A 15,698-nucleotide genomic window follows, 5' to 3' on the forward strand; every position below is an offset into this window, starting at 1 on the left:
TAAAAATCGGGGCTGTATATATTATTTTACAGATTGTGTTCGCTGTTCAGCGATGATTACGCATCACCACCGAAACGACGACGACCGGTAGAGTCATCACGACGCGGAGCGCGGCCTTCACGACGTTCGCCGCTAAAACGACGACCATCACCACGACCACCTTCACGGCGTTCACCGCTGAAGTTACGACCACCTTCACGACGTTCGCCACTGAAACCACGACCACCGCCACGACGCTCACCGCCAGTATGCGGCTGTGCATCGCCCAGTAACTGCATGTTCATCGGCTTGTTGAGAATGCGAGTGCGTGTAAAGTGTTGCAGCACTTCACCCGGCATACCTTTCGGCAGTTCGATGGTGGAGTGAGAAGCAAACAGCTTGATGTTACCAATGTAACGGCTGCTGATGTCGCCTTCGTTAGCAATCGCACCAACGATATGACGAACTTCAACACCATCATCGCGGCCCACTTCAATGCGGTACAGCTGCATATCGCCAACATCACGACGTTCACGACGCGGACGATCTTCACGGTCACCACGCGGGCCACGGTCGTTACGATCGCGCGGACCACGGTCATCACGGTCACGGAATTCACGTTTCGGACGCATCGGCGCATCTGGCGGAACAATCAGAGTACGTTCACCCTGTGCCATTTTCAGCAGTGCGGCGGCCAGAGTTTCGAGATCCAGCTCTTCACCTTCTGCCGTCGGCTGAATTTTGCTCAGCAGTGCACGGTATTGATCCAGATCGCTGCTTTCCAGCTGCTGCTGTACTTTAGCGGCGAATTTTTCCAGACGACGTTTGCCCAGCAGTTCTGCGTTCGGCAGTTCAACTTCCGGAATGGTCAGCTTCATGGTGCGTTCAATGTTACGCAGCAGACGACGCTCACGGTTCTCAACGAACAGCAGCGCACGGCCAGCACGGCCCGCACGACCAGTACGACCGATACGGTGAACGTAAGACTCAGAATCCATCGGGATATCGTAGTTAACTACCAGGCTGATACGCTCAACGTCCAGGCCACGGGCCGCAACGTCGGTCGCAATCAGGATGTCCAGACGACCATCTTTCAGTCGTTCCAGTGTCTGCTCACGCAGCGCCTGGTTCATGTCACCGTTCAGCGCGGCGCTGTTGTAGCCGTTACGCTCAAGGGCTTCTGCCACTTCCAGAGTCGCGTTTTTGGTACGAACGAAGATAATCGCCGCATCAAAATCTTCCGCTTCCAGGAAACGTACCAGTGCTTCGTTTTTACGCATACCCCAGACAGTCCAGTAGCTCTGGCTGATGTCAGGACGGGTAGTCACGCTGGACTGAATGCGCACTTCCTGCGGCTCTTTCATAAAGCGGCGGGTAATGCGACGAATCGCTTCCGGCATGGTTGCAGAGAACAGAGCGGTCTGATGACCTTCCGGGATCTGCGCCATAATAGTTTCAACGTCTTCGATGAAGCCCATGCGCAGCATTTCGTCAGCTTCATCCAGAACCAGACCGCTCAGTTTAGAAAGGTCCAGAGTGCCACGTTTCAGGTGATCCAGCAGACGGCCCGGAGTACCGACAACGATCTGCGGCCCCTGACGCAGGGCGCGTAATTGCACGTCATAACGCTGGCCGCCGTACAGGGCAACCACGTTTACGCCGCGCATGTGTTTAGAGAAATCCGTCATTGCCTCAGCAACCTGTACCGCCAGTTCGCGGGTCGGTGCCAACACCAGAATCTGTGGTGCTTTCAGCTCAGGATCAAGATTCTGCAGCAGAGGTAAAGAGAATGCTGCAGTTTTTCCGCTCCCCGTCTGGGCCATACCCAGAACGTCGCGGCCATTCAGCAGATGTGGAATACACTCTGCCTGAATTGGAGATGGTTTTTCGTAACCCAGATCGTTAAGGGCTTCAAGGATAGGAGCCTTCAGGCCCAGATCTGCAAAAGTGGTTTCGAATTCAGCCATGTAGTACGTGTGCCTCAAAATTAATGGCGGCCAGTCTACATAACTCATCATGAAATTGATCAGCAATTTTCATTGAAAAGTGTGAACCGGCTCAAAGTAGGTGTATTAACGAACAACAACGCCCTCACCCGTTAAGGTGATGGCAATCAAAAAAGATTACGGGCTGATGTGTACGTCAGCTATTGCTGGTCCGATTCTGCCAGGTCATCTTGGTCCTGGCCCAGGAGCGATAATTCCAACAATGCGTATCGGTGCTCAACAAAGTTATGAACGTTGTTGGCAACCGCCAGTTTGAACAGTGCCGTGGCGCTGTCCAAATCCCCCAGACTTAGGTAGTACTTACCTAAATAGAAGTTGGTTTCACTGAGATGCTCAGCGAGCGAGGTGTTATCCGTTGCGTCCGCCTTGAGCCTTTCCATTAACGTTTGTTCGCTAATGTTGCCCAGGTAGAACTCGACAATGTTCCATCCCCACTGTTCCTTATCCGATTTTTCGAAGTGCTGTTTCAACACTTCTTTAGCCTGCTTCTCATCGAGCTTCTGCTCGGCGAGATAAAGCCACAGACTACGGAAAGGATCATTGGGATCGTCTTGATAAAACGCCAGCAGATCATCTTGCGCTAACTTGTCACGACCGCCGTAATATAATGCGATCCCGCGATTCAAGTGCGCGTAGTTGTAAGTTGGATCAAGCTCAAGTACAGAATCAAACGCTTCATAGGCAGCATCAAAATTGCCTGCCTGCGTTAAATATATGCCTAAGTAATTGAATACTTCAGGCATATCCGGTCGGATTGCCAGCGCTTGCGAAAAATCGTTACGCGCTAATGCCCTCAGACCGAGACTATCATACAACACTCCGCGCTCATATAAAAGCTGTGCGCGTTCGTCATCGGTTAAAGCCCGACTGGCAAGGATTTGTTCCATACGTGCCAGAATCACTTCCTGCTGTAAAGTCGGTTGCAATGGTACCGCGAGGACTTCACTTTTACGCCAGGAAGTATTACTGCATCCTGCAAGCGTAAGTGCTGTCACAACGAAACACCAGCGCAAAAAAGGCTTCATTTCCCACTCCCGAAGACCACGGTTGAATGAACGTCCTGTTCCCGGTTGCTAACAAGGCGTCCTGCCCGGTTAAAAGCCCCCCGCAGCAGCGGAGGGCAAATGGCAACCTTACTCGCCCTGTTCAGCAGCCGGAGCTTCCGGTGCTGCAGCAGGTTGAGACTGCTCAGTCGCTTCTTTAATGCTCAGACGGATACGGCCCTGGCGATCAACTTCCAGAACTTTCACCGGTACTTCCTGACCCATCTGCAGGTAATCGGTCACTTTCTCAACGCGTTTGTCAGCGATCTGAGAGATGTGTACCAGACCTTCTTTACCGCCGCCGATGGCAACAAATGCGCCAAAGTCAACGATACGGGTCACTTTACCATTGTAGACGCGGCCCACTTCGATTTCTGCAGTGATCTCTTCGATACGACGAATAGCATGTTTCGCTTTCTCGCCGTCGGTCGCTGCGATTTTCACAGTACCGTCATCTTCGATTTCGATGGTGGTGCCAGTTTCTTCGGTCAGAGCACGGATAACAGAACCGCCTTTACCGATAACGTCTTTGATCTTGTCCGGGTTGATCTTGATGGTATGGATACGCGGAGCGAACTCAGAGATATCGCCGCGCGGCGCGTTGATCGCCTGTTCCATTACGCCCAGGATATGCAGACGCGCACCTTTAGCCTGGTTCAGTGCAACCTGCATGATCTCTTTGGTGATACCTTCAATTTTGATATCCATCTGCAATGCAGAGATACCGTCGCGGGAACCCGCAACTTTGAAGTCCATATCGCCCAGGTGATCTTCGTCGCCCAAAATGTCAGACAGTACAACGTAGTTGTCGCCTTCTTTCACCAGACCCATTGCGATACCCGCAACGGCAGCTTTAATTGGCACACCTGCGTCCATCAGCGCCAGAGACGCGCCGCACACGGAAGCCATAGAAGAAGAACCGTTGGATTCAGTGATTTCAGACACAACACGTACGGTATACGGGAATTTGTCCATATCCGGCATGACTGCCAGCACGCCGCGCTTCGCCAGACGACCGTGACCAATTTCACGACGCTTCGGAGAACCGACCATGCCGGTTTCGCCTACAGAGTACGGAGGGAAGTTGTAGTGGAACAGGAAGGTGTCAGTACGTTCGCCCATCAGTTCATCAAGAACCTGCGCGTCACGTGCAGTACCTAGCGTTGCGGTAACCAGCGCCTGAGTTTCACCACGGGTGAACAGCGCAGAACCGTGAGTACGCGGCAGCACGCCAGTACGCACATCCAGACCACGAATCATATCTTTTTCACGACCGTCGATACGCGGTTCGCCTGCCAGTACGCGGCTACGAACAACGTTTTTCTCGATAGCGTGCAGAATTTCACCCAGTTCGTTTTCGTCCAGGGTTTCATCTTCAGCAAGCAGCGTCGCGATGGTTTCAGATTTGATGACATCAACCTGCGCATAACGCTCTTGTTTGTCGGTGATGCGGTAAGCATCGCTCAGACGAGCTTCAGCCAGTGCAGCAACGCGCGCGTTCAGCGCTTCGTTTACCGGCTCCGGCTGCCAGTCCCAACGCGGTTTACCGGCTTCTTTCACCAGTTCATTGATGTTCTGAATAACAACCTGCTGTTGTTCATGACCGAACACTACTGCGCCCAGCATCTGGTCTTCGCTCAGCAGTTCAGCTTCAGATTCAACCATCAGTACAGCGGCTTCAGTACCCGCAACAACCAGATCCAGTTTGCTCTCTTTCAGCTCGTCCTGAGTCGGGTTCAGTACGTACTGGTCATTGATGTAACCTACGCGGGCAGCACCAATCGGACCATTGAACGGAATACCAGACAGAGACAGTGCTGCGGAAGCACCAATCATCGCGACGATATCCGGGTTAACCTGCGGGTTAACAGAAACCACGGTGGCGATAACCTGAACTTCGTTGACGAAGCCTTCCGGGAACAGCGGGCGAATCGGGCGGTCAATCAGACGCGCGATCAGGGTTTCGCCTTCGCTTGGGCGGCCTTCACGACGGAAGAAGCTACCCGGGATACGACCAGCAGCGTAGGTACGCTCCTGATAGTTAACGGTCAGTGGGAAGAAGTCCTGACCTGGCTTGGCTTTTTTCTGGCCAACAACGGTAACGAATACCGCAGTGTCATCCATGCTAACCATAACAGCGGCAGTAGCCTGACGAGCCATCATGCCGGTTTCCAGAGTCACGGTGTGTTGGCCGTACTGGAATTTACGAACGATCGGATTAAGCAATGTAATATCCTTTCTCTTTCTTAGACAGTACCTTACGGCACTGGTGTTAATACCCGATCTTCTGCGCATCCTCGCGACTAATGACAACCCTAACCCAGCTCTATGTGGGTAAAGCCTCTCATTAGCCGCGCGAACCTCTGCAACGGAAGATCATTCATAGCAACAATACATTAGTTTCCAGTGAATTGCTGCCGTCAGCTTGAAAAAAGGGGCCACTCAGGCCCCCTTTTCTGAAACTCGCAAGAATTAGCGACGCAGACCCAGGCGCTCGATGAGCTGGGTGTAACGTGCTACGTCTTTACGTTTCAGGTAGTCGAGCAGTTTACGACGCTGAGAAACCATGCGCAGCAGACCACGACGGCTGTGGTGATCTTTTTTGTGCTCTGCAAAGTGGCCCTGCAGGTGGTTGATCTGTGCAGTCAGCAGTGCTACCTGAACTTCGGTAGAACCGGTGTCGTTTGCGTCACGACCAAACTCAGAAACGATTTTAGCTGTTGCTTCAGTACTTAGAGACATTTTAAAACTCCAAAGTATATAGAATGAAAGGACGCCGATCTCTAATTCAGCGATCCCAGTGTACGTTACGCAAAGTGTTAAACAATTTACGCGACGTTAAGCGGCAGTATTCTACTCGTAGCGACCTGTTATCGCAAGACGGTTAACATTACGCCGGGTATTCAACCACCAGGCGACGAGGCGCGACGCGGCCTTCATCGTCAATTTCGCCCATACCGATAAACTTGCCGTTCTCACCTTCAGTAACGCGAACCAGTCCTTCCAGCGGCGCACCGGATGTACGAACCGGGTTACCATTTTTGAAGTAAACAGAAGACGTTAACGGAAGATTCACCACCGGGTAGTCCGAAGCTGGACTGTCCATTGGCATCAGTAATGGATCAAGTAACTCCGCGGCTGGAATATCCTGCTGTTCGGCTTGTTCAACCAGTTCACGCAGATGTTCCAGGGTCACCATCCGTTCAACCGGATATTTACTTACCGCCAGACGACGCAGGTAAATAACATGCGCGCCACAACCGAGTTTTTCACCCAGGTCATCAATGATGGTGCGGATATAAGTGCCTTTTGAGCAGTGAATTTCCAGCTCCAGCTCATTGCCTTCGTGGCGAATAAACAGCAATTCATAAACGGTAATCGGGCGCGCTTCACGCGGAACTTCAATGCCCTGACGCGCATATTCGTACAGTTTTTTGCCCTGGTATTTCAGTGCTGAATACATCGATGGGATCTGTTCGATATCGCCACGGAAAGTATCCAGTGCCGCCGCCAGTTGCTCTGCGCTAAAGGTTACCGGACGTTCTTCAACGATTTGTCCATCGGCGTCAGACGTATCGGTACGCTGTCCAAGACGCGCAATCACCCGATAGCGTTTGTCGGAGTCCAGCAGATACTGGGAAAACTTCGTCGCTTCCCCGAGGCAAATCGGCAACATGCCAGTTGCCAGCGGGTCCAGCGCGCCGGTGTGTCCGGCACGGTTGGCGTTATATATACGTTTCACTTTTTGCAGCGCATCGTTGCTGGACATACCCTGCGGTTTATCCAGCAACAAAACGCCGTTAATGTCGCGACCGCGACGACGAGGACGACTCATTAGTCCTCCTTGCTGTCGTCCGGGTTAACACGACGTTCTTCGTCATGTTTGACCACGCTGGTCACCAGGTTTGACATGCGCATCCCTTCAACCAGCGAGTTGTCGTAGAAGAAGGTCAGTTCCGGCACGATACGCAGGCGCATCGCTTTCCCCAGCAGGCTGCGGATGAAACCAGAAGCTTCCTGCAGCGCTTTGATGCCCGCTTTAACCGCGTCTTCATCTTTGTCGTTGAGGAACGTTACATATACTTTGGCATACGCCAGGTCGCGAGACATTTCGACACCGGAAACGGTGGTCATCATGCCCAGACGAGGATCTTTAATTTCACGCTGCAGGATGAGAGCGATCTCTTTTTGCATTTCCTGCGCTACGCGCTGCGGGCGACCAAATTCTTTCGCCATAATAAATTCTCCTGACAAAAAAGGGGCCATAGCCCCTTTTAAAATTAATCTCAGGTGGAAAGGGCTGTGTAGGCCTGATAAGACGCGCGAGCGTCGCATCAGGCAACGGCTGCCGGATGCGGCGTAAAAGTCTTATCCGGCCTACAACCCAGACAACCTTAAGCGATGGTACGTTGGATTTCGATGATTTCGAATACTTCGATCACATCGCCAGTGCGGACGTCGTTGTAGTTCTTAACGCCGATACCACATTCCATACCGTTACGGACTTCGTTAACGTCATCTTTGAAGCGGCGCAGGGACTCCAGCTCGCCTTCGTAGATAACCACGTTGTCGCGCAGAACGCGGATCGGGTTGTGACGTTTAACCACACCTTCGGTAACCATACAACCTGCGATGGCACCAAATTTCGGTGATTTGAATACGTCACGAACTTCCGCCAGACCGATAATCTGTTGTTTCAGTTCCGGAGACAGCATACCGCTCATTGCCGCTTTCACTTCGTCGATCAGGTTATAGATGACGGAGTAGTAACGCAGATCCAGGCTTTCCGCTTCAATCACTTTACGTGCAGAGGCATCAGCACGTACGTTGAAGCCAACCAGGATGGCATTGGACGCCGCAGCCAGGGTAGCGTCGGTTTCGGTGATACCACCTACGCCAGAACCGATGATCTTCACTTTAACTTCGTCAGTAGACAGTTTCAGCAAGGAGTCGGAGATAGCTTCCACAGAACCCTGTACGTCTGCCTTCAGGACGATATTCACTTCGTGAACTTCGCCTTCGGTCATGTTGGCGAACATGTTCTCGAGTTTAGATTTCTGCTGACGCGCCAGTTTAACTTCGCGGAATTTACCCTGACGATAGAGTGCAACTTCACGCGCTTTCTTCTCGTCACGTACAACGGTAACTTCATCACCCGCAGCCGGAACGCCGGACAGGCCGAGGATTTCCACCGGAATGGACGGACCCGCTTCCAGCACTTCCTGACCCAGTTCGTTGCGCATCGCACGAACACGACCGTATTCGAAGCCACACAGAACGATATCGCCCTTGTGCAGAGTACCTTCACGTACCAGAACGGTAGCAACCGGACCACGACCTTTATCGAGGAAGGATTCGATAACCGCACCGCTCGCCATACCTTTACGTACCGCTTTCAGTTCCAGAACTTCCGCCTGCAGCAGGATAGCGTCCAGCAGCTCATCGATACCAGTACCCGCTTTCGCAGACACATGTACGAACTGGCTTTCACCGCCCCACTCTTCCGGCAGGATGCCGTACTGGGAGAGTTCGTTCTTAACGCGATCCGGATCGGCTTCTGGTTTATCGATCTTGTTCACTGCAACCACCACCGGAACCTGCGCCGCTTTCGCGTGCTGGATTGCTTCGATGGTCTGCGGCATTACGCCGTCGTCGGCAGCAACAACCAGGACTACGATGTCCGTTGCCTGCGCACCACGAGCACGCATTGAAGTAAACGCGGCGTGCCCCGGGGTGTCCAGGAAGGTGATCATGCCGTTTTCAGTTTCAACGTGGTATGCACCAATGTGCTGGGTAATGCCGCCCGCTTCGCCAGAGGCCACTTTCGTTGAACGAATGTAGTCCAGCAGAGAGGTTTTACCGTGGTCAACGTGACCCATGATGGTCACAACCGGCGCGCGCGGTTCAGCCGCTGCACCCGTGTCACGGTCGCTCATTACCGCTTCTTCCAACTCGTTTTCACGACGCAGGATAACTTTGTGGCCCATCTCTTCAGCAACCAGCTGTGCGGTTTCCTGATCGATAACCTGGTTGATGGTTGCCATTGCGCCCAGTTTCATCATCGCTTTGATGACCTGAGAGCCTTTAACCGCCATCTTGTTCGCCAGTTCGCCAACGGTGATGGTTTCGCCGATCACAACGTCACGGTTAACGGCCTGAGCAGGCTTCTGGAAGCCTTGCTGCAGCGAAGAACCTTTACGTTTTCCGCCCTTACCGCCACGTACTGCTGCGCGTGCTTCTTCACGATCAGCTTTTGATTCAGCGTGTTTGTTGCCTTTCTTCGGACGCGCAGCTTTCGCGTTACGACCACGGCCACGGCCGCCTTCGACTTCACGATCGCTTTCGTCTTCTGCCTGGCGAGCATGTTGAGAAGTAGTGACATGATAATCGCTGGAATCTTCAGTCGGTTCCGCGTTATCAGTCCATTTGTTTTCTTCCGCCATACGACGTGCTTCTTCAGCAACGCGACGTGCTTCTTCTTCGAGTTTACGACGCGCTTCTTCTTCGGCTTTACGCTTGAGCTCTGCAGCTTCCTGCTCACGGCGGGCTTTTTCAGCCTGGGCGTTTTTAGTCATATCGTCTTGTTGATTGCTCACTTTGTCTTTTTCCGCAGCTTCACGTTTCGCTTGTTCAGCAGCTTCACGCTTAGCTTGTTCTGCGGCCTCACGTTCAGCTTTTTGTTGCGCCTCGCGTTTAGCCGATTCTTCTGCCTCACGACGGGCTTGCTCTTCCGCTTCACGCTGCGCTTGCTCTTCCGCTGCAAGGCGTTCAGCCTCTTGCGGATCGCGTTTCACAAAGGTGCGTTTCTTGCGGACTTCGATTTGTACCGATTTGCTTTTTCCACCGGTACCAGGAATGTTAAGGGTGCTGCGTGTTTTACGTTGCAGCGTCAATTTGTCCGGGCCTGAATTTTTCTGATTCAGGTGGTCAATCAAAGTCTGTTTCTCTTGTGCAGACACAGAGTCGTCAGCAGACTTCCGGATACCTGCATCAGCAAATTGCTGTACCAGGCGTTCCACGGAGGTCTGTCGCTCTGCGGCCAGCGTTTTAATCGTTACATCTGTCATGCTGTTCCTTCCTGCTACAGTTTATTACGCTTCGTCACCGAACCAGCAAATATTACGGGCAGCCATAATCAGTGCTCCGGCTTTTTCGTCGGTCAACCCTTCGATATCAGCCAGATCATCAATGCCCTGTTCGGCGAGATCTTCCAGCGTACAAACGCCACGGGCGGCCAGTTTGAATGCCAAATCACGATCTACCCCTTCAAGGTTCAGCAGATCGTCAGCCGGTTTGTTATCACCGAGGCTTTCTTCCTGGGCCTGTGCAATGGTGGCCAGTGCATTTTTAGCACGCTCGCGCAGTGCTTCAACGGTCGGCTCATCAAGGCCTTCGATTTCCAACAGCTCTTTCATCGGCACATAGGCCAGTTCTTCCAGCGTCGAGAAACCTTCTTCTACCAGAACAGTCGCGAAGTCTTCGTCGATGTCGAGATATTTGGTGAAGGTGTCGATCGCTGCGTGCGCTTCCGCCTGATGCTTAGCCTGCAGGTCGTCAACGGTCATTACGTTGAGTTCCCAACCGCTCAGCTGCGAAGCCAGACGCACGTTCTGACCGTTACGGCCAATCGCCTGCGCCAGGTTACCGGCTTCAACGGCGATATCCATGGTGTGTTTATCTTCATCCACCACGATAGAAGCAACGTCTGCCGGTGCCATTGCGTTAATCACAAACTGCGCCGGGTTATCATCCCACAGGACGATATCGATACGCTCGCCGCCCAGTTCAGTAGAAACCGCCTGAACACGCGCGCCACGCATACCTACGCAAGCACCTACCGGATCGATACGTTTATCGTTGGTTTTCACCGCGATTTTCGCACGAGAACCCGGGTCGCGAGCCGCTGCTTTAATTTCAATCACTTCTTCGCCGATTTCTGGCACTTCAATACGGAACAGTTCGATCAGCATTTCCGGCTTGGAACGAGTGACGAACAGTTGCGCGCCACGCGCTTCCGGGCGAACGGAATAAAGCACGCCACGAACGCGGTCGCCAGGGCGGAAGTTTTCACGCGGCAGCATATCTTCGCGCAGGATCACGGCTTCAGCGTTGTTGCCCAGATCCAGAGAGATGTTGTCGCGGTTTACTTTTTTCACCACGCCGGTGATGATTTCACCTTCGTGTTCACGGAACTGATCAACCACCATCGCACGTTCGGCTTCACGCACTTTCTGCACGATAACCTGTTTTGCCGTCTGGGTGGTGATACGGTCAAAGGTAACAGACTCAATCTGATCTTCAACGTAATCGCCCAGGTTCAGGCTTTCATCTTCATAACGTGCGGCTTCAAGGGTGATTTCCTTGGTCGGCTGGGTGACTTCATCAACAACTAACCAGCGACGGAAGGTGTCAAAATCACCGCTTTTGCGATCGATCTGTACGCGGACGTCGATCTCTTGTTCATATTTTTTCTTTGTTGCTGTCGCCAGCGCGCTTTCCAATGCTTCGAAAATCTTCTCGCGAGGTAGCGCCTTTTCATTGGATACGGCTTCAACTACAGCCAAAATTTCTTTGTTCATCGCGGGCTTTTCACCTCATCCAGACTATTAAAAGTGGGGAACCAGGTTCGCCTTCTGGATATTACTCAGCGCGAACACTTCATCTTTACCTTCGACGGTAACTGTGATCATTTCACCGTCTACCGCTTTGATAACGCCCTGCCATTTACGACGGTTTTGTACCGCCATACGGAGAACCAGAGTCACCTCTTCTCCGACAAAACGGGCGTAGTGTTCAGCCGTGAACAGTGGGCGATCGAGACCCGGTGAGGAGACTTCCAGGTTATAAGCAACGGTGATGGGATCTTCAACATCCAGCACAGCACTTACCTGGTGGCTCACATCAGCACAATCATCAACATTGATGCCATCTTCACTATCAATATAGATGCGCAGTGTGGATGTGCGACCGCGAATAAATTCGATGCCAACCAGTTCAAAACCCAGGGCCTCAACTGGCGCAGTAATCATCTCTGTTAATTTTTGCTCTAATGTGGACAAGCCCACCCCCAAGACATAAAAAAAGGGCCTAAAGCCCAGTTATTCTGTAGTCAGATAACAAAAAACCCCGATAAATCGGGGCTTTATATAACTGAACCCTATAACCGCAACTGCGGTCTGGAGCACTTTCCAGAAGGATTTTTTCAAATCCCACTACGAAGGCCGAAGTCTTCACAGTATATTTGAAAAAGGACTCTAAGGGAAAGTGGTTGCGGGGGCCGGATTTGAACCGACGACCTTCGGGTTATGAGCCCGACGAGCTACCAGGCTGCTCCACCCCGCGCCTGAAACGTGGCAAATTCTACTCGTTTTGGGTAAAAAATGCAAATACTGCTGGGATTTGGTGTACCGAGACGGGACGTAAAATCTGCAGGCATTATAGTGATCCACGCCACATTTTGTCAACGTTTATTGCTAATCACGTGAATGAATATCCAGTTCACTTTCATTTGTTGAATACTTTTGCCTTCTCCTGCTCTCCCTTAAGCGCATTATTTTACAAAAAACACACTAAACTCTTCCTGTCTCCGATAAAAGATGATTAAATGAAAACTCATTTATTTTGCATAAAAATTCAGTGAGAGCGGAAATCCAGGCTCATCATCAGTTAATTAAGCAGGGTGTTATTTTATGACGACGATTCTCAAGCATCTCCCGGTAGGTCAACGTATTGGTATCGCTTTTTCCGGCGGTCTGGACACCAGTGCCGCACTGCTGTGGATGCGACAAAAGGGAGCGGTTCCTTATGCATATACTGCAAACCTGGGCCAGCCAGACGAAGAGGATTATGATGCGATCCCTCGTCGTGCCATGGAATACGGCGCGGAGAACGCACGTCTGATCGACTGCCGCAAACAACTGGTGGCCGAAGGTATTGCCGCTATTCAGTGTGGCGCATTTCATAACACCACCGGCGGCCTGACCTATTTCAACACAACGCCGCTGGGCCGCGCCGTGACTGGTACCATGCTGGTTGCTGCGATGAAAGAAGATGGCGTGAATATCTGGGGTGACGGTAGCACCTATAAAGGAAACGATATCGAACGTTTCTATCGTTATGGTCTGTTGACCAATGCTGAACTGCAGATTTACAAACCGTGGCTTGATACTGACTTTATTGATGAACTGGGCGGCCGTCATGAGATGTCTGAATTTATGATTGCCTGCGGTTTCGACTACAAAATGTCTGTCGAAAAAGCCTACTCCACAGACTCCAACATGCTTGGTGCAACGCATGAAGCGAAGGATCTGGAATACCTCAACTCCAGCGTCAAAATCGTCAACCCGATTATGGGCGTGAAATTCTGGGATGAGAGCGTGAAGATCCCGGCAGAAGAAGTCACAGTACGCTTTGAGCAAGGTCATCCGGTGGCGCTGAACGGTAAAACCTTTAGCGACGACGTAGAAATGATGCTGGAAGCTAACCGCATCGGCGGTCGTCACGGCCTGGGCATGAGCGACCAGATTGAAAACCGTATCATCGAAGCGAAAAGCCGTGGTATTTACGAAGCTCCGGGGATGGCACTGCTGCACATTGCGTATGAACGCCTGTTGACCGGTATTCACAACGAAGACACCATTGAGCAGTATCACGCGCATGGTCGTCAGTTGGGCCGTCTGCTGTACCAAGGGCGTTGGTTTGACTCCCAGGCGCTGATGCTGCGTGACTCTCTGCAACGCTGGGTTGCCAGCCAGATCACTGGTGAAGTTACTCTGGAGCTGCGCCGCGGGAACGATTATTCAATCCTGAATACCGTCTCAGAGAACCTGACCTACAAGCCAGAGCGTCTGACGATGGAAAAAGGCGACTCGGTGTTCTCGCCAGATGATCGTATCGGTCAATTGACCATGCGTAACCTGGATATCACCGATACCCGCGAGAAACTTTTCGGTTATGCCAAAACTGGCCTCCTCTCCTCCTCTGCCGCTTCAGGCGTGCCGCAGGTGGAGAATCTGGAAAATAAAGGCCAGTAATTCGACATCAACCCTGCCCTTCAGGGGTGGGGTTACCTTGCTTATCCTCTGTAAACTCCTTTCTGAGCATCACATAATCGAAAACATCATGGTTTGCATCCACAACCCGTGAGTCTCCTTTATAGTGTGCAATCACTTCCTCCAGCGTTTTCGGTTGTTCCGGCTTTGTTACCCCCATCCACGCATTAATCAGGTAATTATTGTAAGCTGTGGAAAAGATGTTGTTTTCCGTTGTGCGATCCACGCCATCCCCAAGAACGGGGCTATACCAGATAAACATCGGGACATGATATGCCTGCTGGCTAGCCTCCCTGCCTCCATGAAAATAGACGTTCTTCTTCGTAGGGTCACGTTCCAGGCCGTGGTCGGCAAAATACATGACCGAGGCGCGGCGATCTTTTAATAATTCAAAAATCTGACCTAGCAAACTATCTGTGTAATGAATGGAGTTGTCATAGCAGGCATCCTGATCGTCCTGCGGTTGAAACACGGCGCTGGATTGCGGATAGGCGCTACAAGCCGGTTCATGGCTTCCATTTAAATGAAGAACAATCAGTTTCTTTTGCTGCGTCTTTTGCTTTAACGCTTGCGATAAATGCGGCAACAACAATTCATCAAATCCTCTGACATAAACTGTTTCCATGGCGCGCATGGCGATACTGGTAACTGCTGTACCATTCTGCCGAAAAGCGGATTGCGAGCTTAGCCAGAAAGTCTGAAATCCTGCTTGATTAGCCATATTAATAATGTTGTCCGGGTAATTATGAATGTCATGACTCAAAACGGAATCAGCAGTTAAAGAAAGAGGAACCGACAGCGCAGTGTAAGGTGCACCGCTTATTGCTTGATTAAACAGTTTGATCTGTTTTCTTTGTGCTTCGACTTGCGGTGTCGTAGAGCGTGTATATCCATACAAAGACATATTGTCGACACGTACAGACTCCCCCACAATCAACACGTAGGTATCAATACCTGTATCCCTGACTGATAATTGAAAATACGGCACCGTGTTTGCAATTGAGAGTAATCTTTGATGCTCTTTCGCTGCTAAAGCAAAATAATTGAGATTGAAAAACGGTGTATAGGTAGCAAATCGCGACGCTAGTATATATGGACTGAACGCTTTTTTATTTTTTGCATCTTTATAAGCAAATTGACAAGCGGAAAATAAACTGCCCGAAATGACAATCAGCAATAATATTCCTGTCACTTTTTTCGTCGGCAAGGAAACATCATATTTTATTATTACTGCAAAAAAAAGAAGGGATAAAAAGGCAAAAGCACATAGATAAGGGATATACATCCCCAGCATTTTGACAACTTCATCCGGATCACTCTGCAGCACGCTAATCGCAAATCCATCATTGAAAGTTGTACCAAAGGTACACCATGAATAGAGGCTAATACTCATGTCTGCCGCTGTCAGTAACACAAATGGTGCGGCAACAAGCAGGCGAAGCGGAAGGGATGATATACGTTTAACAACCAGGATGGTCAGAACGAAAAACAGCAATCGCTGAACCATATGCGCTCCGGAAGAGGCGACTAAGTTCGTAATACCAAAAACAATAACACAAAGATACAACAACCAATGAGATTTAAAACTTCTAACAAATTTGTTGAATACTGTCATCCAG

The 15,698-nt window shown here is 51.1% G+C and carries 12 protein-coding genes and 1 tRNA gene; 1 reads left to right on the forward strand and 12 read right to left on the reverse strand.

The features are described from left to right. Nucleotides 1–56: 56 nt before the first annotated feature. From deaD to ACJHWT_RS00980, 11 genes are all read right to left on the reverse strand, one after another. Nucleotides 57–1,946: an ATP-dependent RNA helicase DeaD gene (gene deaD / locus ACJHWT_RS00930; RefSeq protein WP_001301504.1), complete on the reverse strand. Its 1,890-nt coding sequence runs from the start codon at nucleotides 1,944–1,946 to the stop codon at nucleotides 57–59. Continuing rightward, on the reverse strand, nucleotides 1,939–2,019 hold the full coding sequence (yrbN, locus tag ACJHWT_RS00935; RefSeq protein ID WP_010723222.1) for a protein YrbN: 81 nt from the start codon (nucleotides 2,017–2,019) through the stop codon (nucleotides 1,939–1,941). Before yrbN ends, deaD begins: the two co-directional genes overlap by 8 nt. 106 nt (nucleotides 2,020–2,125) lie before the next feature. Beyond that, complete coding sequence (gene nlpI, locus ACJHWT_RS00940; protein ID WP_000802091.1) at nucleotides 2,126–3,010, reverse strand: lipoprotein NlpI; 885 nt, start codon at nucleotides 3,008–3,010, stop codon at nucleotides 2,126–2,128. 108 nt (nucleotides 3,011–3,118) lie between these two features. Further along, nucleotides 3,119–5,254 (reverse strand): polyribonucleotide nucleotidyltransferase, encoded by a 2,136-nt coding sequence (gene pnp / locus ACJHWT_RS00945; protein ID WP_001298330.1) that lies wholly within the window; start codon nucleotides 5,252–5,254, stop codon nucleotides 3,119–3,121. 246 nt (nucleotides 5,255–5,500) lie between these two features. Continuing rightward, nucleotides 5,501–5,770 carry a 30S ribosomal protein S15 gene (gene rpsO, locus ACJHWT_RS00950; RefSeq protein ID WP_000059466.1) on the reverse strand — a complete coding sequence of 90 codons (270 nt, stop codon included), beginning with the start codon at nucleotides 5,768–5,770 and terminating at the stop codon, nucleotides 5,501–5,503. Nucleotides 5,771–5,918: 148 nt separating this feature from the next. Then, the gene (truB, locus tag ACJHWT_RS00955) at nucleotides 5,919–6,863 is read right to left on the reverse strand and encodes a tRNA pseudouridine(55) synthase TruB (RefSeq protein ID WP_000089698.1); all 945 of its coding nucleotides are present in this window, start codon (nucleotides 6,861–6,863) and stop codon (nucleotides 5,919–5,921) included. Then, on the reverse strand, nucleotides 6,863–7,264 hold the full coding sequence (rbfA, locus tag ACJHWT_RS00960) for a 30S ribosome-binding factor RbfA (protein WP_001040205.1): 402 nt from the start codon (nucleotides 7,262–7,264) through the stop codon (nucleotides 6,863–6,865). Before rbfA ends, truB begins: the two co-directional genes overlap by 1 nt. A 158-nt stretch (nucleotides 7,265–7,422) precedes the next feature. Then, nucleotides 7,423–10,095 (reverse strand): translation initiation factor IF-2, encoded by a 2,673-nt coding sequence (infB, locus tag ACJHWT_RS00965; protein ID WP_000133044.1) that lies wholly within the window; start codon nucleotides 10,093–10,095, stop codon nucleotides 7,423–7,425. Nucleotides 10,096–10,119: 24 nt separating this feature from the next. Beyond that, nucleotides 10,120–11,607: a transcription termination factor NusA gene (gene nusA, locus ACJHWT_RS00970; protein WP_001031057.1), complete on the reverse strand. Its 1,488-nt coding sequence runs from the start codon at nucleotides 11,605–11,607 to the stop codon at nucleotides 10,120–10,122. Between the two features lie 27 nt (nucleotides 11,608–11,634). Further along, nucleotides 11,635–12,087 (reverse strand): ribosome maturation factor RimP, encoded by a 453-nt coding sequence (gene rimP / locus ACJHWT_RS00975; protein WP_001300397.1) that lies wholly within the window; start codon nucleotides 12,085–12,087, stop codon nucleotides 11,635–11,637. A 206-nt stretch (nucleotides 12,088–12,293) separates the two neighbouring features. Continuing rightward, nucleotides 12,294–12,370 (reverse strand) — tRNA-Met (locus ACJHWT_RS00980). Nucleotides 12,371–12,717: 347 nt separating this feature from the next. On the opposite strand from ACJHWT_RS00980, the gene argG reads away from it, so the two are divergent. Further along, entirely contained in the window at nucleotides 12,718–14,061 is a 1,344-nt protein-coding gene (gene argG / locus ACJHWT_RS00985; protein ID WP_000207680.1) for an argininosuccinate synthase, read from the forward strand. Between the two features lie 7 nt (nucleotides 14,062–14,068). Here argG and ACJHWT_RS00990 read toward each other — a convergent pair whose 3' ends face one another. Beyond that, a complete protein-coding gene (locus tag ACJHWT_RS00990; protein WP_001696238.1) occupies nucleotides 14,069–15,694 on the reverse strand; it encodes a phosphoethanolamine transferase in 1,626 nt (541 codons plus the stop codon). Between the last annotated feature and the right edge of the window lie 4 nt (nucleotides 15,695–15,698).

Source organism: Escherichia sp. WS338 (assembly GCF_046486405.1).
In the GTDB taxonomy this organism is placed as follows: Bacteria; Pseudomonadota; Gammaproteobacteria; order Enterobacterales; family Enterobacteriaceae; genus Escherichia; species Escherichia coli.